Origin of the sequence: Acidisphaera sp. S103 (assembly GCF_009765975.1) — a bacterium.
Lineage (GTDB): Bacteria > Pseudomonadota > Alphaproteobacteria > Acetobacterales > Acetobacteraceae > Rhodopila.
In genome coordinates this window covers 79299-100523 of sequence record NZ_LMUJ01000101.1, presented here as the reverse complement: position 1 = coordinate 100523, position 21225 = coordinate 79299, and the positions used below count along the sequence as shown (strand labels likewise).

The following is a 21225-nucleotide window of genomic DNA, read 5'->3' as shown; positions in this document are numbered from 1 at the left end:
CGATCTTTCACGACAGGCATCATTCCCATCGCTGCGAATCTCGTTCAACTTCCGCACAGACCTTTAACCGGAGCGGCGCTATGACCGAAACCCATCAAATCCTGGTTGTCGAAGACGACCCGTTGGTGTCGGAAATCATCGCCGCGGCGCTGGGCGATACCTACCCCACCACCGTCGTCGAGACCGCCGAGGCAGCGATCGCTCGGCTTCAGGGCGGTGACATCCGGCTTATGCTGCTGGACTGCACCCTGCCCGGCGGCATCGGCGCCGACCTGATCCCCGAAGCCGACCGGCTGGGTTCGGCGGTCGTCCTGATGTCCGGCGATCCGGCGCGCGCGGCGCGGCTGTCCGATCAGCCTCGGCCATTTCTGCTTAAACCGTTCTCGCTTGGCAGCCTGATGGCGCTGGTCGAGACCGTGCTGGCGTCACCGCCCTCGTCCTGATACCGCCTATTTGCCGGCCTGCTTGCCGTCGCCTGGTTTGGCTTCGCTCTGCCGGGTGTCCGCCGGCACGGCCGCGGCCGGCTTGGTTGCGTTCGGTCTTGCCGCATTGGGATCGTGCCCGGATTGACGCAGGACGACGTCGTTCACGCCGTTGGATGCCTCCGAGGCGACCACGACCGCGACATCGCCCCAGTAGTGATCCAGGGTTCCGGCCGGAATATTGTTCAACTGCACCACGCGGCCGCGTTCGTCGCCCGACGCGGTTTTCACGATCCACTGGATCTCCACCCGCTGCTGATCCTTGGGGATCGGCACCATCTTGACCTGCCCCTGGACGACGAAATCCGCCCCGGTGGGTGAGGTCAACACCACAGGCCCCAACACCGCGAGCCTGGCCCGCATCTGCCGGGTCAGGGCATCATCGCCATCGCCGGGCGCGCCGGTGACGTCGGCGACCAGCACCTTGGCCGGCCGGTTGTACAGGCTGTGGGGATCGGCCTTGTCATGCGCGATCCGGATGCTGGTCAGCACCGCCCCGATCCGCGGCCCGGCCTCGGCGGCGACCTGTTGCATCAATGCCGGATCGGCGTTGGCCCATTCCTGCAGGGGCACTTTCTCGCCCTCCGCGCTGCCCTGTTCCTTGCCTTTCGGATCCTCCACGCTGAACACCGGCGTGATCGAGTCGCCCTGTTGCTGGGCTTTGGTGATCACCCGCCAATCGGTCTTCTCCGGCGTCCGCACGATCGCCGGCACTTCGGTCGCCACCAGCGCGGCGGCGACCTGTTTCGCCAGCTCCTGATTGGCGGCGTCCGGCAGCAGCGTGTCGGTGCCGGGCGGGACTGCCAGCACCGGCGTCAGCGGCTGCGCCAATCGGCGAGCGGTGGCTCCGGGATTACCGAGGAAGGGCTCCGGCAGGTCGCCGCACGCGGCCAGGGACAGACACAGCAGCAGGGCCAAACGGCCAAAACGAGCAATCATGCGGCGGTTTCAAGCAGATGCGGCCGAGCGCCGAAAGAGGGTATCGTTTTACGCGGCACCAACCGGCCCTGCGTCCCCGGTGCGGTCACGCCGGCCGGATGACCGAAATCTGATGCCCGATCGGTTGCAGCGTGGCGCCTGTCTGGCCGCGTGCCTGGGCGAGTGTCCGGCGTCGATGGCTGAAAAAGCGCGCCTCGTCGGCCAGGGTGTCGAAGCCGGTCACAATGACGTGGCCGACCCCGGCGTCGGTCAAACGGGCGGCGCAGTAGCCTGGCAGGTCGAACTGCCAGTGGCCATCCCGTTGGCCCGGCGCGAAAAACGCCGAGTCTCCCGCCGAACGGGCCAGCACGGTATCGCGCAGATCGGCCCCGACCTCATACGATGCCTGCCCGATGCACGGGCCCACGGCGGCTGTGATGTCGGCGGCGGATGCGCCCAGGGCGATCATCGCGGCGACCGTTGCGTCCAGCACGCCAGCCACCGCGCCGCGCCAGCCGGCATGTGCGGCGCCGACGATGCGTCCGCCGGCATCGGCGAACAGCACTGGTGCGCAGTCGGCGGTGACGATCCCCAGCGCCAGACCGGGCCGGTCGGTGACCATGGCGTCGGCTTTCTCGCCCTGGCCCGCGGCCCACGGCGTGGTCGCGGTGACGACATGGGTCCCATGCACCTGGGTCAATCCCAGCAGGCCAGCGGGCTCGATTCCCAGGGATCGGGCCACAAGGCCGCGATTTTCCATCACGGCGGCGGGATCGTCCCGACTGGACAGGCTGCAGTTAAGGCTGCTGAACGGGCCGTTGGACACCCCGCCGCGACGCGTGAAAAATCCGTGCGGCGCCGGCAGCGCGTCCGCGGTCAGGGCTTCCGCCATCGAGAGCGACTCCGGAAAAAGATTGGCGTCCCGGTGTGCGCAATGTGCCTGATTGGGTCAACCGGTGTTACGCTGTCACCCGAGACAAGGCCGGGAGGGGTAACGCGATGATCGGCATCGATTGGGGCACCACCAGTTTCCGAGCATTTCGAGTCGGGCGGGACGGGACGATCCGTGACAGGCGGGCCGCCCCGAAGGGCATCCTGAATGTGCCGGACGGGCGGTTCGGCGATACGCTGCGGGAGGAAATCGGCCCTTGGCTCGCCGCTGGGGAAGACCGGGTGATCCTGTCCGGCATGATCGGCAGCCGCCAGGGATGGATAGAGGCGCCTTACCTGCCCTGCCCCGCCGGCCCCGCCGAACTGGCCGGCGCGCTGGTGGATATCGGCTTCGACTGGGCGCGGGTGAAACTGGTTCCCGGCCTGTCCGGCACCGACGAAGCCGGTGTCGCCGAGGTGATGCGCGGTGAGGAAACCCAGGTCCTGGGCGTTGCCCCGTTGCTGCGCGACGGTGGCATCGCCTGCCTGCCGGGCACACACTCCAAATGGGTGCGGGTCGTCGATGGGCGCATCGTCGGCTTCACCACGCACATGACCGGCGAAACCTTTGGCGCCTTGCGCGGCCACACCATCCTCGGGCGGATGATGCGCGACGGTCCCGCCGACGGCCCTTCCTTCGACGCCGGCGTCACTCGGTCGGCCGATCCGGGTGGGCTGCTGCATCATCTGTTTGGCGTGCGGGCCCTGGCGCTGGCCGATCGGCTGGCGGAGGCCGACTCTCCGGCCTATCTGTCCGGCATCCTGATCGGGCATGAGGTGCGGGCCGCCTTGGCACAGGCGGCCGGCGCGGTGGTTCAGGTGATTGGCGCGCCGGAGCTGACGGCACTGTATGCCAGGACCATCGCGGCTTGCGGCGGCTACGCCGAACGCCATGACGGCGAAGCCGCGGCGCGTGGCCTCGCTTTGGTGGCGGAGCACGCGCAATGGACCTGACCGGATTCCTGGCTCGCTGTCCGCTGGTGGCGATCCTGCGCGGTATCCGGTCGGACGAAGCCATTCCGGTGACCGCGGCGTTGGAGGCGGCTGGCTTCGCCATCGTCGAGGTGCCGCTGAATTCCCCCGATCCCCTGGTCAGCATTGCCGCCCTGGCGCGCGAATTCGGCAACCGGATGCTGATCGGCGCTGGCACCGTGATGACCGAGGCGCAGGTCGCCGACATCGCCGCCGCCGGCGGCCGGTTGATTGTGACCCCGCACGCCGATCCCGCCGTGGTGCGGGCGGCGAAGCGGTTGGGGTTGCTGGCGGTGCCGGGCTTCTTCACCCCGGCCGAGGCGTTTGCCATGCTGGCAGCTGGCGCCGATGCGCTGAAGCTGTTCCCCGCCGAGGGCGCCAGTCCGGCGATGCTGCGGGCGATGCGGGCGGTGCTACCCACCGGAACGATGGTGCTGCCGGTAGGTGGAATCGACGCATCCAACATGGGCGCGTGGCGTGCGGCCGGTGCCGCCGGGTTCGGCATCGGTTCGGCGATCTACAAACCCGGCGATACCCCGGCGGCGGTCAGCGCCAAGGCGGCGGTGCTGCTCGCGGCGTGACGGCGATCGCGGCCCTACGTATCGGATTTGGCAACGGTAGTGCAGGACGTTCGATCCGGATTACCCGGCTGATTTCCATGGCCTCCCGACATTCGCCATGCAAATCGTGCTACGTGGCACGTTATGTTTGTCCCTCAAGCGCTTTGACGCCGCCAGGGAGAGGAACCCAGCCCTGCGCACTCTTCATCCATACGAAGTAACCTGGCCGCAACCAACTTGTGTCATCAAGCGTGCCGGGCTTGAGCACGAGCACGTCCTGTATGTATTTCGGAATTTGGTAGATACGAACGCCGCGGTCAGGACAGAACACGCCGGTATTTTCGTTGCCGCTGTCCGCGATACGCGTGAATCGTTTCGTCGGGCCGGTTACCGTCAGGCTGTCCTTCTTCACCAGCAAGGACATGCCGAACGCGCTGCCGGATTGACGCTGGCATTCCTTGCAGTGACAGGCGACCAGGCGTATTGGTTCCGCTCACAATACGTAATGCACAGAGCCGCATTGGCATCCGCCAGTATAAGGTGCGGGCATGTTTGTTGCTCCCCTATCGGTTGGCAGTCGATTGCTCGGGGCTATCTTGCGTGAAGACACCTTTTATACCAACTGCCATTGAGGCCGACTCTCGATTCGTCATGGCCTAGCGGTGTTTCGGGCCGTCTGATCCCGCACCTTACGGTGGCAGATGGTCCGGACGGCCGCCAGGCCATGACGAGGCTGATGTGTCGACGTCAACAGCTGTTTGTATTACACCGCCCCGATCCGGTGCGAACATCGTGCCGCACCTTCATCGAAGATCGCCGACCATGCCCGTCGCCCGTCTCGCCCGAACCTCTGATCTGCCGTCACTTCTCTCGCTCTTTGACGTGTCGGAAGTGAGCGCCGTTGCGCAGCCGCGTGAGCGTGCCGAGAGCATCTGGCGGGAAACCCTGGCACAGCAGGGTGTCAGCGTCTTCGTGTCCGATGACCGAGGTCGCATTGCCGCAACCTGCATGCTCGTCACCGCGCCGAATTTGCTTCGCGGCGGTAGACGCCACGGCTTCCTGGAAAATGTCGTTACTCGCCCGGACTCAAGAGGACAGGGTCACGGCAAAGCCGTGGTTCAAGCCGCGCTGGAACATGCGTGGGCGGCTGAGTGCCATCACGTCTTGATGCAAAGTGGCCGAGCAGATTCCCGCGTGCATGCGTTTTACGAACGGCTGGGTTTCAGGCCCGGGCTACGGCTTGCCTATGTAGCCACACGGCCGACGACGCCCATCGGATGACTGCTCGCGCCGCTGACGCCCGCCGTATATTCGTCCCGGTCGAGTACCGTCAGCACCCTATAGGTGGGATCGCTGCTCGCCGCGGTGACCGCACGGATCGGTCAACACGATCAGCCAGCAAACAGGTGCGCCCTGGCTAGAAGCGCACATGTCAGCCTATTGCCGAAACACTTCGCCGCCGGGTCGATCCCGGCCGCGAGCAGGCAAACCACAACAGCCAATCACTAACAAAAGATAACGATTGTGAACAAAACGGGTCTAACCGGCGGCCGCGACTACTCGGTCGATGAACCCCTGCGTACTGCCCAGATAGTTGCCGGGGTCGATCAGCCGCTCGATCGCCGCCCGATCCAGCCGTTCAGCCACCACCGGATCGCGGCCCAGCGCATCGGCCAGCGGAATGTTCTGCGTCAGCGCGATGTCGCAGGCGTGCTTGACCACGTGATGCGCCTCACCACGGCCGATGACCGGCGCCAGGCCCATCATCACCGCCTCCGACACGATCAGCCCATGGGTGATATCCAGGTTCGCACGCATACGAGCAGCGTCCACAACCATGCCCTCGGCGATGGATTTCGTGTGCAGCAACGCGCCGTGGGTCAACACGAAGGCCTGCGGCAATGCCAGCGCCTCTGCCTGCCACGGCCCGGTCGCCCGCTCATGATCCTGCGCCATGGCGCCCAGCATTACCGGCACCAGCCCCTGCACCATGCGCGCCGCGGCCAGGATGTATTCGGAGGCGATCGGGTTACGCTTTTGCGGCATGGTGGAGGACGCACCGCGTCCGGCGACGTAGGGTTCGGCGACTTCGCCCACCTCGGTCTGTGCCAGCAGGATGATGTCGGTGGCGATTTTTGCCAGTGTCCCGGACACCAGGCCGAGGAAACCGACGACCTCCGCCACCGCGTCGCGGCAGACATGCCAGGGGGCGAGCGGCGCACCCAGGCCCAGTTCCGCCGCCAATGCTTCCATGACCGGCAGCCCCTGGTCGCCCAGTGACGCCAGCGTGCCCGCCGCGCCGGCGAATTCCACCATTTGGACGCGGGATCGGATCTGCTTCAGACGCTCCAGATGGGCGAGGAACGGCATCGCCCAAACGGCGCATTTCAGTCCGAAGGTGACGGGAAGCGCCTGCTGCAGATGCGTCCGGCCGGCCATCACGGTGGTGCGGTGCCTGTCCGCCTGCGCCGCCAGCGCTTTCAGGATATGCGACAGTTCGGCCTCGACCAGGTCCAGCCCTTCCCGCACCTGCAGGACCGTGGCGGTGTCCATGATGTCCTGCGTGGTGGCGCCCCAATGCGTCCACGCGCCGGCGTCCCCCGCGGCCTTCGACAGCCCGGCGACCAGCCCGACCACGGGATAGCCGACATTGCGGGCGCTGGCGGCGAGGTCCTCGGTCCGCAGGTTCTCGACTTTCGCCGCCGCGACGATGGTGGCCGCTGCCTCGGCGGGGATGATGCCCAGCCTGCCCTGGACGCGGGCGAGCGCGGCCTCGACATCCAGCATGCGTTGGAAATAGGCGGTTTCGTCGAACACCGAGCGCATGGCATCGCTGCCGTAAAGCGTGCCGAGGATCGGGCTGTCGGCGGGATTGACGGGCATGGCGGGCTCTCCGGCTGATGAGGCGGCGGTTTAGCCAGACCCCATCACCGGATGCAACCGGCCGCTAGTGGCAGCAATCCCCGCTACCGCTGTCATAGCGATCGTGGTGGCGAACCCATTCGGTCAGGTTGCCCCGCGGTCCCGTCTCGTCGCGCCCCTTCGGCACCATGTCCAGGAAGCCATAAGTACCCAGCAGGATCTCGTTGCCCCGAGCGAATGACGAGTAGGTGTGGAACACCCGGCCGCCCGCATCCTTGTAGAACACGCTGATCCCGGGCAGCTCATCGCACTGGAAGTCCTGCATTTCATAGTTGTAGTAAACCCGGCCGGCGGCGGCTTCCTCCGGCGTGAACGACACGTGGAAGTCATGGTTGAAATCGCTGCCATACGACGACACCCATTTGAAGCGCCAGCCCATTCGTTGCTTGAACGCCTGGATTTCGCCCAGAGGCGCGCGCGACACGCAGACCAGGGTCACGTCGCGCTGGCCAAGATGCAGGTTCGCACCATCGATGTGATCGGCGAGGAACGAACAGCCGACGCAGCCCTCACCCCATCCCGGCGCAAACATGAAGTGCCGGACAATCAGTTGGCTATGCTCGCCAAACAGGTCCGACAACGTCTCGCGCCCGTTCGGTCCGTCGAATTCGTAGCGTTCCGTCACCTCCACCCAAGGCAGCGTTCGGCGTTCGGCGCTGAGTTCGTCACGCAGCCGGGTCAGTTGCTTCTCCCGCACCAGATGCCGCTTGCGGGCTTCTGTCCACTCTTCACGCGAAACGATCGGATTGGTCGGCATGGCGGATCCTCCTTGATGTCAGGTTTCAGCCAGATAGGCGGCGAAACGGTCGAAGCAGCCCGACCAGCCGCCGCGGTTGCCGTCACGCGAGGCCGTTGACTCGAAGGGCGCCTGGCGCAGCGTCAGTTTCGTCTCATTCCCCAGGTCCTCGAACTGAACCGTCACCAGGGTTTCGCGGCCTGGCGGGCCGTCCGGGTCGTCCCAGGCCCATGTGAACACCAGACGCTCGGGCGGCACGATGGCCTGGTAGACCCCGCGTTTGATGTGAGTGGTGCCGTCCGATGCACGCATGCGGAGGTGGTATGCCCCGCCGGGACGGACATCCATTTCACACGATACGATCGCAAACCCCGCCGGTCCCCACCAAACCCCGGCCCGCTGGGGATTTGTCCACGCCTCGAACACCAGCGGCCGGGGTGCCTTGAAAACCCTGGTCAGGATCAAGGTTTGATCGTCGGCAAGGTCAGTTGGATCCACTGTCCTCTCCCTCGGATTGCAGTTGAACCAAATAACCGTCCAACCGATCGAAACTCTGCTCCCAGTAACGGCGATAGGGTTCCAGCCAATCCGCCACGTCCTTCATCCTGGCGGCATCCAGGCGGCATGGACGCATTTGCGCGGATCGGCCACGCGTGATCAAGCCGGCCTGCTCCAGGACTTTCAGGTGCTTCGAAATTGCCGGCAGACTCATCGCGAACGGCTGTGCCAATGCGGTCACCGAGACCTCGCCGCCAGCCAAGCGAGCCAGAATGGCCCGCCTTGTCGGGTCGGCCAGGGCCGCGAAGGTGGTCCTGAGGGCGTCCGGTGGCATCGGATGGGTCAATCGATCTGTTATTTAACCTATTAGTTAAATAGTAGGCGACGGCCCGCCGGTCAAGATGTTTGAGCAGGAATCCACGATCGGATGATGAGGGAACCCGGTCGCCTATCGACAGCTCGATCCCAGTGCCGCGGTAAGAATGGTTTCAACGGCATGGGCAGGGTGCGACCCGCGTGTGCGTTCGCTCCTCCTTCATTTTCATGCACGGAGACAGACGGAGGGCCGCGAAGCGCCACGGAGATGTGCCAAGTCACGACATCGGCCTTTGACCGAACGGGTGATTGGACCGGCGATTGAGTTACTCTGACATGATGCCCGTAGCGCTTCGTCAGATAACACAACGATCTTCTTCGTGGCCACACGCCAGGCAGCGCTACAACGACCACGTTCCACGCCCGAACCGCCCTAAACCACGGTCCCCGCAACCGGCCGAGCGGGCGGCAGCCAGCGCCTGCGCCGCAGCGTCAGGAACAGCCACCGCCCCCGCAGCACGCTGAATGCCATCAACAGCAGCATGCTGACCGTGCCAACGACCGACCGCACGGCCATCGCCTGGGTCATTGGCATCATCTGCCCGAGGACCAGGTACAATCCCGCCTTGGCGAAGAAATACACCGCCCACATCAAGGTAAAAAGCTGATAGAACCGAATGATATCGGGCCGCTTGGGAAACGGCGCCCCGTGCTGCTGCTCGACGACCTCCAGCGCGAGCGGCCGAGACCCACGCGCACCCGCCACCAGCATCCCGCCAATGACGATGTTGGTGATTACAGCCTCATATTTCAGCATGAACGGCGTTGCGGACACCAGGTCGATCGCACCGAACCCCACGGTCAACCCGCTGATCAGGATATACAGGCGGGAGAATTCCAGGCCGCGCCACCAGCGCCACAGGCTGTCGATGATGATGAGGACCACCGAACCGGCGATCGCTGCTTTCAGGCTCACCGTCAGGTCCAGCCCCCAGAACACGATCAGGGGGCCGAATCCCGCGATCACCCATCGGATCACACCGATCAGGCGGTGCAGCATCGTTCCCTCTCCAAATTGTCGCGGTGGCGGCCTTAAAGCACGAACGCCGTGCGCGATGCTACACCCGAACCACCTGCCGCCGCGGCAAAACCTGGCGCAGTAGCAGCCATGCGACCACCGAGGCCACCAGCAGCCCACCGCCGATCAACGGCCGATGCGCGATCCAGGCGACCGAGATCGTCAGCAGGGTGATCGGCACCGCCAGCGTGATCGCCACCAGGAAGGCGCCGGCACCCACCAGCGATTCCAGGAACGGCAGGACCGCGAACAGCATCGTCAGCGGCCGGGTCATGCAGATGAACCCGATCAGCATCGCGACGAACCCGACACCACGCAGGATCCATGTCAGGCGGCCCGCCGATTTCAATTCGTCATGGAACAGCCCCGACGCGGTCACGGCCCCCGGTTCGGCCAGCGCAATCGTATAACCGTTGCTGTCGCGATACCCCGTCAACACACCGCCGGCATTGGCGGCGACCACCGAGATGGTCTGCGCCGGCACCGCGGCGAAGCTGACCCGGAGATCGCCGATCGCCGGCTGATTGGGATCCGGACCACGATAATATCCGTCCCCCGAACCCTGATAACCCGATGGCGGGGGCGCCTGCGCGTGCAGCGGCGTGAACGCGGCCACCTTGTTCAGCAGCGACGGATCGACCCGGTAGGCGCCCAGCTTGACCCCGGTCCCGTCGAATGTCGCCGATCGCGGGTCCATCGGCGGGTTTTCATGGCCGCCGCGCACCTTGAAGTTGGCCGAAACGATCGGCTGGTCCGACCAGACATGCTTATAGGTATAGGTCGTGACCGTGGTCTTCGAGCCACCCACGGATTGCTGCGACTCCGAATGGGACTCCTGTTGCCACTGATACATCTCCACCGACCGGGACAGGCGCAAAACCCCGTCGCCGGTAACACCGAACAGCGGATCGCGCGCCGATGTCCCGGGCTGCATCATCCCCGACACATGCACCAGCTTGCCGTTGGCCTGCGGATCGACCGGTTCGGGGCTGATCTCGACGATCGCCGACGCGCCCCGGTCCAGCGCTCGTATCGCGCTCACCGCCCTGCCCTCGTTCCAGTACAACAGCACGATGCTGGCGGGTACAAGGATAAATCCGATCAACGCGGCGATCAGACTGCCGCCGAGACGTTGCAGCCAGCCTTCGGTGGTAACCTCGGTGAATTGGTCCGACATGACGTTGCCCAGTATTGGCGATCTAATCCGCTGTCCGGCGTACATTTGTACCGCGTGACAGTGGCAGGAGACGCTTTTTCTTTTCTGCCGCGCTCCGCCGGAATCACAGCCGGGTCGGCCGGTTACATCACGCTACGCCGAGTTATTATTCGCCCGCAAGAAGAATAACGGACAGCTTACCGCCCCCTCGGATCCAGCGCGTCCCGCAGCCCGTCGCCCACCAGGTTGAACGACAGCACGCACAGGAAGATCGCGATCCCCGGAAACACCGCCAGCCACGGCGCCTGAGTCAGAAATCGCTGCGCCGAGTTCAGCATCGACCCCCAGGACGGATCCGGCGGCTGCTGTCCCAGGCCCAGGAACGACAGCGACGCCTCGGCGATGATCGCCGCGGCCAGCGACAGGCTGGCCTGCACCAGCACCGGCGGCACGATGTTCGGCGCCACGTGCCGCACCGCCACCCGCAGCCCGCGGGCGCCCAGCGACCACGCCGCCTGCACATAGTCGGCGCTGCCCACCTCCAGCGTCGCGGCCCTGGCCACCCGCATGAACCGGGGCGCCGTCGACACCCCGATGGCGATCATCGCGTTGGCCAGGTCGGGCCCGAGGAATGCAGTCAGCGCGATCGCCAGGATCAGGAACGGGCAGGCCAGCATCGCATCCACCACCCGCGACAGCACCGCGTCGATCCAGCCGCCGGCGAACCCCGCCAGCAGTCCAGCCGGCACGCCGATCCCGGCGGCGATCAGCACCGACACCACGCCCGCCAGCAGGCTGGCCCTGGCACCGAACAGCACGCGGGACAGCACGTCCCGGCCGTTTTCATCGGTACCCATCCAATGCGCGGCCGACGGTGCCTTGCGGATCGCGCTCCATGACGTCGCGATCGGATCGAACGGCGCGATCAGCGGTGCGAGGATGGCGGCCGCGGCGAACAGCACGATCACCACCAGCCCGGCCACCGCGGCGGGGCGGCACAGGAAGCGGCCGACCGCGACCCGGCCCGGTGTGCGCCCCTTCGGCACCGCCAGGGTGGCCTGCACCGTCATGATAATACTTTACTTGAAAGTTCCGTGAATTGTTCTTTGAAAGGTTCGGGTAATACTACTTTGAAGGAAGAAATATGATTCAACAACAACCGGCGGCGTTGGTGACCTCTCGATCGTCCCCGTCCGTCATGCCGAGGGAGGTCGGCATCTATGCCTTTTACTCGTAAAAACAAAGGCGTGGATGGCGTACCTTCGCACGCCATGACGGTTGCACGGCAGTGCCAAGAGGTCAACGACAAGGCCGCCTGGTCCAACTCGCATGCGCTCATCAGGCACGCCTCAGCCGCGGATTGATCAGCACATACAGAATGTCGGCCAGCAGGTTCAGCAGGATGAACAGGAACGCCGTCACCAGCACCACCCCCTGCACCACCGGATAATCCCGGTTGAACACCGCATCCACCACCATCTTGCCGAAGCCCGGTATGGAGAACACCTGCTCCGTCAGCACCGCCCCCGACAGCAGCGTCCCCAGTTCCAGCGCCCCCAGCGTCACCACCGGGATCAGCGCGTTGCGCAGCGCATGCCGCAGGATGACGCGCGATTTCGACAGCCCCTTGGCCCGAGCGGTGCGGACATAATCCTGATCCAGAACGGATAGCATAGCACTACGGGTATGCCGCATCAGGATCGCCGCGATGGCATTCCCCAGCACGAACGCCGGCATGATCGTGGTCGCCAGCGACCGCCAGACATCCTGGGTCAACGGCACATAGCCCGACGGCGGCAACCACCCCAGATCGACCGACACCAGCAGGATCAGCATGATCCCCAGCCAGAAATTCGGCAGCGACAGTCCCGCCAGCCCGATCGCGTTGGCGATATAATCCCACGGCCCGTTGCGCTTGACCGCCGCCAACACGCCCGCCGGCACCCCGATCAGCACCGCGATGATGAACGCCATGACCGCCAACTGAGCGGTCACCGGCAGCTTCTCCTCGATCAATGTGGCGACCGGTTCGCGTGTGTGCCACGAATAGCCCAGATTGCCCTGCACTACGTTGCCGACCCAGTGCAGGTATTGCACGGGCAATGACCGATCCAGCCACAACTCCGACCGGATCTGCGCCAGCACGCGTGGATCGCCCCTGTCCTCCCCAGCCAGCACCAACGCGGGGTCGCCCGGCATCAACTGCTGCAGGCCGAACACCAGCACGCTGACCAGGATCAGCGTCGGAATAATCTGCGCGAGGCGCCGGCCCAGCCTCATTTCGACTCCGACAGCCCTTGCAGCCGGATCATGCCGTCGGGAACCGACCGGAACCCCGAGATCTTCGTGGACAACGCAACGATGTTGACGGGGTGGAACAGATAGATGATCGGCAGGTCCTTGCGCTCCTGCTCCAGCATCGTCGTGTATTGCGCGCGCCGAGCGGCCGTGTCCGTCAGCGTGCGGGCGGTATCCAAAGCCTTGTCGACGATCGGGTTGGAATAACGCCCGTCATTCTGCCCCGCGCCGGTATGCAAAAACACATACAAATCCCCATCCGCGTCCGCTCGGCCCGACCAGCCGATCAGATAGGACTGGAAATCACCCCGGGTGGCGGCGGCCAGCGAGGACGCGAACTCGATCAGGTTGATCTTCAGGTCGAAGCCGGCGTCGCGCACCATCGACTGGATCACCTCCGCTTCCTGCGAATTTTCCGACGTGTTCGGCACGTTCATCGTCACCTGGATCGGCGTCGGCACGCCCGACTGCTTGACCAGCGCGATGGCCTTGGCCAGGTCGCGCGGCGGCGCCTCGAAGCCAGGCGCATAAAATGGCGAGGATGGTGGAACCGCCTGGACGGTCGGCGGGTACAGGCCGTTGAACACCACCTGACTCAGGGCCTGGCGGTCGATGGCGGCCTCGAACGCCTGCCGCAACAGCGCGCTTTGGCCGATCGGCGCTTTGGACTGATCGCCGTTCCCCAGGTTGAAGGTGATACCGTCGTACCACATCGACGGGCCGGTCACGATGCGCAGCTTCGGGTCTTTCTTCAGTTCGGCGACATCCGTCGGCAGCACACGCTCCGCCAGGTCGATGCTGCCGGCCCGCAGATTGGCATCCTGCACCGCGCTGTCCGGCATCGGCTGGTAGACCACCCGGTCGAAATGGATGTCCTTCGCGTCCCAATATCCCGGGAAGCGATCGAGCACGATACGGTCCTGCGCCACCCGTTCGGTGAACTTGAACGGGCCGTTGCAGACCGGATGCAGGCCGAAATCCTTGCCCTCCTGCTGCGCCACCTTGGGGGCGACGATCATCCCGGCCCGGTCGGTCAAAATCGCCAGCAGCGGCGAGGACGGCGACTTCAGCACCAGCCGCACGGTCAGCGGATCAACCGCCTCCACATGGTCGATGGCGCCGATTTCGGCTCGGCGGAAGCTGCCCTGCATCGTCAGATGACGCTCCAGCCCGTATTTCACCGCGGCGGCGTCGAACGGTTCGCCGTCCTGGAAGGTGACGTTCGGGCGCAGATGGATGAGCAGGGTTTTCGGGTCCGTCCATTCGTAGGACAGCGCCAGTTGCGGCACGATGTGCAGGTTTTCATCGATGTCGAACAGCTTATCGCACAGCCCTGCGAAGACGATGCGCCCGACATAGGATCGCGCCAGGGTCGGGTCGAGGATGTCGGCGTCCTCCCGCAGCGCGACGTGCAGGGTCTGTGCCGGTGCCGGCACGGACGCGAGGATGGTCAGACCGCACAAGACGGTCAGTAGACGAAGGCGCATGGGTTAATCCCTGACAGTGATACCGTTCCCCTGGGCGTGATTGTGCTGTCGTGGCGGCGTCGCCGCAAGGCGGTAAACAGATCGGTAGCCAACCGACCGCCGGCCACGCTATCAGGGCCGGCACAACCGCCGGCCGGACCGGCGAACGGGAGAAACGCGTATGTCGATCCGTCGCCTGATGGCCATGTCCGCCGCCGCGCTGCTGCTGGTCGCGTCCCCTGCCCTGAGGCCCGCCCAGGCGCAGGACAAGACCGTCACCCTGAAAATGTCGTCATGGGTGCCGCCGGCGCATCCGCTCAACCCCGCTTTGGTCGCCTGGGCCGCCGACATCACGAAGGAATCCGGCGGCACCATCAAGGCCATCCTGTTTCCATCGGAACAACTCGGCAAAGCCATGGACCACTACGACATGGCGCGCGACGGCATCGCCGACCTGGCCTACGTCAACCCCGGCTACCAGCCCGGCCGCTTCCCCATCGTCGCCGCCGGCGAACTGCCGTTCCTGGTGGCCAACGCCAAGGGCGGATCGGCCGCCTTCGACGAATGGTACCGCCCCTACGCCGCCAAGGAGATGGCGGACACCCATTTCTGCTTCGCCTTCCTGCTGGACCCCGAGGCGTTCCACTCCCGCCACAAGATCCTGCTGCCCACCGACATCAAGGGCGACAAGGTGCGTCCGGGCGATGCTACCCAAGGCGCGTTCGTGACTTTGCTGGGCGGCACCAACGTCCAATCCTCCGCCCCCGAGGCGCGCGAGGTGCTGGAACGCGGCGTCGCCAACACCATCATCTTCCCCTGGGGCTCGCTGTCGCTGTTCGGCATCGACAAGGTGCTGAAATACGACATGGATGCGCCGATGTTCACCACCACCTTCGTCTGGGCGATGAACAAGGCGAAGTATGAGTCCCTGTCACCAGCCCAGCGCACGGTGATCGACCACCATTGCACCAGCGAATGGGCCGAGAAAGTCGCCAGCCCCTGGGCCGATTTCGAGCATGGCGGTCGCGCCAAGATCGCCGCCGAATCCGGCCACGACGTCTATACGCTGACGCCGGACCAGATCGCCGCCTGGCGCAAGGCGGCCGAACCGCTGGTCGCGCAATGGGCGTCCAAGGTGCCGAACGCCGACAAGGTGCTGTCCGACCTCAAGGCCGACCTGAAGAAACACGACGCCCTCGCCGAGTAAGCACCATGCCGCCGGTCAGCCTGATGGATCGCTTCATCGACACCATCGAGTGGCTCGCCGCGGCCTTCGTCGGCATCGTCGCTGTCGACATTTTCGTCAGCGTGCTGCTGCGGTATTTCTTCGCCGTGTCGATCCCCGACAGCTACGATTTCGGCAAACTGCTGCTGGGGATCCTGATCTTCTGGGGGATCGCGGCGACCAGCTATCGCGGCACCCACATCACCGTCGACCTGGTGTGGTCGGCAGCCGGGCCACGCGGCAAGCGCTGGATCGATGTGTTCGCCACCCTGGTGCTGCTGTTCGTCGTGACGGTGCAGACCATCATGCTGTTCGACAAAGTCAGGCTGACGATGCAGGAGAACGTGCTGACCTACGACTTGCGCATCCCCACCTGGCCGTTCGCGCTGGTGGCGTGGCTGGGTGACGTCTCGGCCGTGCTGCTGATCGCCATTCGCACCTGGCGGCTGATCTTCCGTCCCGACAGCATCCAAGAGGCGCACACGCCGCGTGCGGTCGAATAGCGATGGATTTCTCGCCCGACACCGTCGCCATCATCGGCTTCGTGGTGCTGTTCACCCTGATGCTGCTGCGCGTGCCTGTGGGCATGGCGATGGGCCTGGTCGGAGTCACCGGCTTCGGCTACCTCGTCGGCGGCGAGCCAGCACTGAAAATGGTCGGCCAGACCAGCATGCGCATCGTCACCGACTACACCTTCGGCGTCATCCCGATGTTCCTGCTGATGGGCGCCATCGCGTCACGCACCGGCATGAGTCGCGAACTGTTCCAGGCCGCCAATCGCTTCGTCGGCCATTGGCGCGGCGGCCTGGGGATCGCCACCATCGCCGCCTGCGCCGGCTTCGCCGCCATCAGCGGGTCGTCGGTCGCCACCGCCGCCACATTTTCCACCGTCGCCTACCCCGAGATGCGACGTTTCGGCTACCCGAAGTCGTTCGCCACCGGCGTGATCGCCGCCGGCGGCACCCTGGGCGCGATGTTCCCGCCATCCATCGTGCTGGCGGTGTACGGGCTGATCACCCAACAGGATATCGGCAAGCTGTTCATCGCCGGCATCCTGCCCGGGCTGCTCGCCGTCTGCATGTATATCGGTACCATCGCCATCATCGGCCGAGTCCGTCCCGGCTGGCTGCCCGCGGCCCGTGTCGCCTCCTGGCACGACCGCTGGCAGGCGGTGAAGGACGTCTGGGCGCCGCTGCTGTTGTTCGTGTTCGTCATCGGCGGCCTCTACGGCGGCCTGTTCACCCCCACCGAGGCCGGGGGCATGGGCGCCGGCGGCGCCGCCCTGATCAGCATGGCCCGAGGCCGCCTGTCGCGCGCCGACCTGCTGGAATCACTCCTACAGGCAACACGCACGGCGGCAGCGGTGTTCACCGTGCTGATCGGCGCCATCCTGTTCGGCTACTTCCTGACCGTCACCCAGACCCCGCAAAAAGTCACCGAGTTCATCACCGGCCTCGGCCTGAGCCCGATCGGCGCCTTGGTGGTGATCATGCTGATGTACCTCGTGCTGGGCTGCCTGATGGACGCCATGGCGATGGTGATCCTGACCGTGCCGATCATCTTCCCCGCCGTGACGGCAATGGGCTTCGATCCGATCTGGTTCGGCATCATCATCGTCATGACGGTGGAACTGGGCCTGATTCACCCGCCGGTCGGGATGAATGTGTTCGTGATCAAGACCGTGGTGCAGGACGTTTCATTCAGCACGATCTTCAAGGGCGTGCTGCCGTTCGTGGTGACGGACATTTGCCGCCTGGCGATCCTGATCGCGTTTCCGGCGATCGCGCTGTGGCTGCCGGGGCGGATGTAGGCGGAAACCGTCACTCAGCCTCTCCCACAAGATCATTGCAGGGCTGATGGCGGAATCCATTGCTGGGCCACGGCAAGTTGGCCGACGCGCAAGGCGATCTCATCAGCGATTCCGCCGGCTTCGGCAGTGTCACTCGTGCGCCGGGTTTCCATCCCGGCATGGGCCGCTCCGGTCAGCGCCGCCGACGTGCCGATCCGTTGCGCGGCCGCCCCGGCGCCCATCGTTTCGGCCGCGCCCGGCATGTGACCGCTGTCGGCCTTCCCCTCAAACGCGCTGACAAAGCGCGGCGGGGCCATCGCGGTCAGACGATAGACCTGAGCATCGGCGCTGACCGTGCTTTTTCCGGCCCCGAGGCCGATCAGGATCCGGCGGGTCCGGTTACCCTGATCGATGCCAACGATCTGGCCTTGCACCAGCAGGTCGTTACCGCCCATCGGCTCCGTCGGAGCGATTTCCGCCGGCAGGCCGTATTTCCGTAAGCGGTCGACGAGCTGTTCGGCGAGGGCTGCCTGAGCGGCCTGCGCGGCTTGCAGCTCCTGCGCTTCCAGCGGCTGATCATCGGCTGCACGCGTGATACGAGCGCCGATCCCCTGGTCGAGGCGGACCTGCTCGGGGGTGATGGAGAAATAAGCGACGTAAATATGGTCAGGCCGGGGCATCATCGGCCCGAGATACGATTCCGTGGTCTGCACACGGGCGTGGTTGCAAGCGGCCAGTCCAAGGGCGCAAGCGAAGCTAAGGAACCGGGCGGCATGTTTCATTGTCTTGCGCTCCGCCCCGATGCCTCACCGCGCCCCGCCCGCCTGAGCCATGACGGCTCGGCAGGATGGCGACAGGCGTGCCTGATTCGCTTCCAGGCATCTGACAGCATCGCCGCCACCAAACGGAACACCGCGGCAGAAGGCACGGAAGTCAGGACCGCAGGACCGGCGCATCATGGCCAGCTTTTCGCGGGGTGCCATCGCTGGCGCGGCCTGCGGGGGCGGAGCGGACTGGGCGGCCGGGGACGACGATGAGGCGGCGCCCCCACCGCCGGTCGCGTTGCTCACGGCGGTCTGGCAGGATGATGACAACTGGCTCAAATGGCTTTGCAGGCACTGCAGCGACGCGCTGCCGCCGGTGGGCACGCTCGAACAATAAGATTGGTAATCCGATCGGCACGATTGACGGATCGCGTTCGCCTGCGCCTGGGTGGGCTGTTGCGCGGCGGCTATAGCTGGAAGCAGCAGCGCGGCAAGGCCGACCAGGATGCCTGCCGCCCTCCGGAGCCGTTGTAATGTCATGTTGATTTCCCCCGATGATGATTTCGTTTAGCGCCTGAACCGGCCGCCGCCACCGCCGCCGAAGCGTCCGCCGCCGTAACCGCCTCCGCCATAACCACCGCCGCGGAAGCTACCAAACTGGCCGTTCCCGGCGGTTCTTGCCCGCCGATCCTGCTCCAGTTGCTGATAGGACGAATTTTCCATGCTCGGGCGCGACGACCGTTGCGTCTGTGCGGTGCGCTGGTTGGATGTCTGGCCTGTGTAAGCGTTCCGGTTTGCCGAAGGACTGGTGGACTGGGATCCACCCAGGTTGTTGTTTCTGTTGTTGGTATTTGTTGACTGGGACCCACCGAGGTTGTTGTTTCTGTTGCTGGTATTCGTGGACTGAGATCCACCGGGATTATTGTTTCTATTGTTGTTGTTATTCGTCGGCGGGTTGACCTGCTGCCAACCGCCATTGTCCCATTTCGACCAGCCGTCCGAGGTGTGCTTGTAGGCATTGCCGTCGTGGCCGGCGTAGACATCGCCGTTCTGGGTCTTGACCGCGCCGCCGCTGTTGCCGTTGGCACCCCGGTATCCGGCGCCCTCGGCCCCGGTGGACGATTGGAAGCCGCCCGCCGATCCCCGGCTGTTGCTGCCGCTGGCGGTGTTGACCGTCTGGTTGGGTCCGCTGAAGGTGCTGGAGCCATACCGTTCGTACGGGTTGACGTTCTGGTTGGTGCTGCCGCTCACGCCGGTGCGTGGATTGTAGTAGCTGGCATTGGCGGACCCATAACCGTTCGACCAGGACGCACTGCCATGGGCATAGCCACCCGTCGACGGGTTGTAATAGGAGAACGCGCCGGCACCCCCGTTCGGCCCATAGATCGCACCGCCGGCCCCATAGGCGCCATTGTTCGGGTTGTAGTAGGTGCCGCCTTTGGCGACGCCACCATAGGGTCCGTAGACCGCGCCGCCCTGCACCCATGCGCCGTTGGCGGTGTTATAGGCGACGGGGCCGACATATGAGTACGGATAGGGATAATAGACTGGCACAGGTCCAGGAATGACCACGGGCGGATAGTAGTAACCCGTCCCGTAGACCAGGACCCCAGCGGTGACGAAACCCATCATGTAGCCGGCGGTATAGCCGTAGGTAACGGTTGTCGGCGAAGCCCCGTACACCTTCACATAGGTGACGTTGTACATCGGGCTGGTTGGCGGGATCGCGTAAATCTCCTTCGGGACGCTGGACGCGAGCACCCACGGGCCGTTCGGCGACGGCCCCTCAAACCACGCCCCTTGATGACAGACGTAGTAACGCCCGTTGAGTCCGATCACCTGGAACGATGTGTTCACGGCATAGGTCATCGGCGTGCCGGGGATCGGCTTGAACTGTGGCGGCCCGGCGTAAACGACCGTCAGCTTCGCCGCATCTTTCTTCAGCGTCGCCTGGCGTGGCACCTGGGCCTGCAGCAAAGCCTGCTGCGCCTGCGTGGTCCCAGGCACGGACGCGAGCACCGCGGCCTGGGGATCGTTAGGCGGGATCAGTGCGAAATCCGGCGGCAGATCGTTCGTGGCGAAGGTCCACGGCCCGTCGAAACCGTGGGATGCGAACCAGCGACCCGAAACCAGCACGAAATACCGGCCGCTCGTTGGCTCGAAGAACACGGTGCTGGTGGTATTCTTCACGGCCTGCAGCCCCGTTCCCTTGACCGGAACGAACTGCGGTGGCCCATTGGTGACGATGATGTCGGCCGGCTTGGTGCTGACGAAAACGACGGGCGCCTGGCCCGGCTTGGCCGGTTTCGGCGGGATTTCCTTGCGCACCCCGGCGAAATTGGCATCGGCCGGCAGCGAGGCAAAGACGGGCGGCAATTTCGCGACCGGCTGATACGGGCCGCTGGCGGCCGGCGCCGCCATCCACAAACCGTTGTTCAGCAAATACCAGTCCTTGCCGTCGGTGAAGACATCCCAATTGGTATTGACCACAGACGACAGTCCCGTCGTGCCGATCGGCGCCAGCACCGGCTCACCATCGAACACCACCAGCGACGCGGGTTTCGCGCTGTAGAATATGGCCGGCGGATCGTTGTTGATGGCGACATTCTGCGGCTGCCCAGAGTCCTTCAGACTCAGCAGCACCGACTGCAGGGCAACGGGTTGCGGATGAACGTCCGGCAACGCCGCCTTGATCTGCTGTTCGACCTGAGCCGCCCGCGCCGTATCAAGCGCGGGGAAATGCGATGCCTTAAGCTGCGGGTCAGACAGGATGACGTTCCCGGTTGCCGCATCGGTCTGGGTCGCGAAGTCGATCTCCGTCGTTCCCAGGATCGGTGTTGTTTGGCCTGGCGGCGTGATCGCGATGGCTTCGCGTGTGCTGAGGATCCCATGGTCGGGCCAGTCGATGGCCTGCGGCTGGTAGACAACCACCTGGTTGCCATTGATCGTCAGCGTATGCGGCCAGGGGGGCGATGGCGGCGCTGTCTGGCCGTGGACCGGCGAGTCGATCCCGAGCAAGCCCACTCCCAATAGACATGCAAGCAGAACGACAGACGATGGCCCACGCCGCATGATGCCCCCCCAAGTACGCCGCAGTCGCGGAGCCTCGCTTATTA

General features: G+C 65.0%; 22 protein-coding genes. 7 read left to right on the top strand and 15 right to left on the bottom strand.

Going from position 1 to position 21225, the window contains the following annotated elements; all coding sequences use genetic code 11:
• Positions 1 to 80 precede the first annotated feature (80 nt).
• On the top strand, positions 81 to 443 hold the full coding sequence (locus tag GSQ89_RS32990) for a response regulator (protein ID WP_158932352.1): 363 nt from the start codon (positions 81 to 83) through the stop codon (positions 441 to 443).
• Positions 444 to 449: 6 nt separating this feature from the next.
• Here GSQ89_RS32990 and GSQ89_RS32985 read toward each other — a convergent pair whose 3' ends face one another.
• Positions 450 to 1421, bottom strand: a complete 972-nt coding sequence (locus GSQ89_RS32985) for a hypothetical protein (RefSeq protein WP_158932351.1) — start codon at positions 1419 to 1421, stop codon at positions 450 to 452.
• A gap of 85 nt (positions 1422 to 1506) precedes the next feature.
• Positions 1507 to 2292, bottom strand: coding sequence for a peptidoglycan editing factor PgeF (gene pgeF, locus GSQ89_RS32980; protein WP_158932350.1), 786 nt, complete (start codon positions 2290 to 2292; stop codon positions 1507 to 1509).
• Positions 2293 to 2399: 107 nt separating this feature from the next.
• Between pgeF and GSQ89_RS32975 the strand changes: the two genes are divergently transcribed.
• Both GSQ89_RS32975 and GSQ89_RS32970 read left to right on the top strand, forming a co-directional pair.
• Positions 2400 to 3284, top strand: coding sequence for a 2-dehydro-3-deoxygalactonokinase (locus GSQ89_RS32975; protein ID WP_158932349.1), 885 nt, complete (start codon positions 2400 to 2402; stop codon positions 3282 to 3284).
• Entirely contained in the window at positions 3275 to 3883 is a 609-nt protein-coding gene (locus GSQ89_RS32970) for a 2-dehydro-3-deoxy-6-phosphogalactonate aldolase (protein WP_158932348.1), read from the top strand. Before GSQ89_RS32975 ends, GSQ89_RS32970 begins: the two co-directional genes overlap by 10 nt.
• A 121-nt stretch (positions 3884 to 4004) precedes the next feature.
• Here the strand turns inward: GSQ89_RS32970 and GSQ89_RS32965 are convergent, their stop codons facing one another.
• Positions 4005 to 4340 carry a GFA family protein gene (locus tag GSQ89_RS32965; protein ID WP_256367368.1) on the bottom strand — a complete coding sequence of 112 codons (336 nt, stop codon included), beginning with the start codon at positions 4338 to 4340 and terminating at the stop codon, positions 4005 to 4007.
• 344 nt (positions 4341 to 4684) lie between these two features.
• On the opposite strand from GSQ89_RS32965, the gene GSQ89_RS32960 reads away from it, so the two are divergent.
• The gene (locus GSQ89_RS32960; protein ID WP_158932347.1) at positions 4685 to 5143 is read left to right on the top strand and encodes a GNAT family N-acetyltransferase; all 459 of its coding nucleotides are present in this window, start codon (positions 4685 to 4687) and stop codon (positions 5141 to 5143) included.
• A 258-nt stretch (positions 5144 to 5401) separates the two neighbouring features.
• Here GSQ89_RS32960 and GSQ89_RS32955 read toward each other — a convergent pair whose 3' ends face one another.
• The 9 genes from GSQ89_RS32955 to GSQ89_RS32915 all read right to left on the bottom strand — a co-directional run bounded on the left by GSQ89_RS32955 (position 5402) and on the right by GSQ89_RS32915 (position 14352).
• Entirely contained in the window at positions 5402 to 6745 is a 1344-nt protein-coding gene (locus GSQ89_RS32955) for an adenylosuccinate lyase family protein (protein ID WP_158932346.1), read from the bottom strand.
• Between the two features lie 64 nt (positions 6746 to 6809).
• Positions 6810 to 7541 (bottom strand): thioredoxin family protein, encoded by a 732-nt coding sequence (locus GSQ89_RS32950; protein ID WP_158932345.1) that lies wholly within the window; start codon positions 7539 to 7541, stop codon positions 6810 to 6812.
• 18 nt (positions 7542 to 7559) lie between these two features.
• Complete coding sequence (locus tag GSQ89_RS32945; RefSeq protein WP_158932344.1) at positions 7560 to 8018, bottom strand: SRPBCC domain-containing protein; 459 nt, start codon at positions 8016 to 8018, stop codon at positions 7560 to 7562.
• A complete protein-coding gene (locus GSQ89_RS32940) occupies positions 8005 to 8352 on the bottom strand; it encodes a helix-turn-helix transcriptional regulator (RefSeq protein ID WP_158932343.1) in 348 nt (115 codons plus the stop codon). The genes GSQ89_RS32945 and GSQ89_RS32940 overlap by 14 nt, the downstream gene beginning before the upstream one ends.
• 414 nt (positions 8353 to 8766) lie before the next feature.
• Positions 8767 to 9393 (bottom strand): septation protein IspZ, encoded by a 627-nt coding sequence (locus tag GSQ89_RS32935; protein ID WP_158932342.1) that lies wholly within the window; start codon positions 9391 to 9393, stop codon positions 8767 to 8769.
• Between the two features lie 58 nt (positions 9394 to 9451).
• Positions 9452 to 10588: a TMEM43 family protein gene (locus GSQ89_RS32930; RefSeq protein ID WP_158932341.1), complete on the bottom strand. Its 1137-nt coding sequence runs from the start codon at positions 10586 to 10588 to the stop codon at positions 9452 to 9454.
• A gap of 176 nt (positions 10589 to 10764) precedes the next feature.
• On the bottom strand, positions 10765 to 11637 hold the full coding sequence (locus tag GSQ89_RS32925; RefSeq protein WP_158932340.1) for an ABC transporter permease: 873 nt from the start codon (positions 11635 to 11637) through the stop codon (positions 10765 to 10767).
• Positions 11638 to 11905: 268 nt separating this feature from the next.
• Positions 11906 to 12847, bottom strand: a complete 942-nt coding sequence (locus GSQ89_RS32920; protein WP_158932339.1) for an ABC transporter permease — start codon at positions 12845 to 12847, stop codon at positions 11906 to 11908.
• Positions 12844 to 14352 carry an ABC transporter substrate-binding protein gene (locus GSQ89_RS32915; protein WP_158932338.1) on the bottom strand — a complete coding sequence of 503 codons (1509 nt, stop codon included), beginning with the start codon at positions 14350 to 14352 and terminating at the stop codon, positions 12844 to 12846. The genes GSQ89_RS32920 and GSQ89_RS32915 overlap by 4 nt, the downstream gene beginning before the upstream one ends.
• A 160-nt stretch (positions 14353 to 14512) precedes the next feature.
• Here GSQ89_RS32915 and GSQ89_RS32910 point away from each other — a divergent pair, with 160 nt between their 5' ends.
• From GSQ89_RS32910 to GSQ89_RS32900, 3 genes are read left to right on the top strand one after another with little or no spacing between them, the layout of a single operon-like run.
• Positions 14513 to 15538, top strand: a complete 1026-nt coding sequence (locus GSQ89_RS32910) for a TRAP transporter substrate-binding protein (RefSeq protein ID WP_216856531.1) — start codon at positions 14513 to 14515, stop codon at positions 15536 to 15538.
• A 5-nt stretch (positions 15539 to 15543) separates the two neighbouring features.
• On the top strand, positions 15544 to 16059 hold the full coding sequence (locus GSQ89_RS32905) for a TRAP transporter small permease (protein WP_216856530.1): 516 nt from the start codon (positions 15544 to 15546) through the stop codon (positions 16057 to 16059).
• Between the two features lie 2 nt (positions 16060 to 16061).
• Positions 16062 to 17366 carry a TRAP transporter large permease gene (locus GSQ89_RS32900; protein WP_158932337.1) on the top strand — a complete coding sequence of 435 codons (1305 nt, stop codon included), beginning with the start codon at positions 16062 to 16064 and terminating at the stop codon, positions 17364 to 17366.
• A gap of 32 nt (positions 17367 to 17398) precedes the next feature.
• Here the strand turns inward: GSQ89_RS32900 and GSQ89_RS32895 are convergent, their stop codons facing one another.
• The 3 genes from GSQ89_RS32895 to GSQ89_RS32885 form a co-directional block, all read right to left on the bottom strand.
• On the bottom strand, positions 17399 to 18127 hold the full coding sequence (locus GSQ89_RS32895; protein ID WP_158932336.1) for a DUF4410 domain-containing protein: 729 nt from the start codon (positions 18125 to 18127) through the stop codon (positions 17399 to 17401).
• A gap of 24 nt (positions 18128 to 18151) precedes the next feature.
• Complete coding sequence (locus tag GSQ89_RS40390; RefSeq protein WP_371734324.1) at positions 18152 to 18493, bottom strand: hypothetical protein; 342 nt, start codon at positions 18491 to 18493, stop codon at positions 18152 to 18154.
• A gap of 183 nt (positions 18494 to 18676) precedes the next feature.
• Positions 18677 to 21127, bottom strand: coding sequence for a hypothetical protein (locus GSQ89_RS32885; protein ID WP_158932334.1), 2451 nt, complete (start codon positions 21125 to 21127; stop codon positions 18677 to 18679).
• Positions 21128 to 21225: the final 98 nt, after the last annotated feature.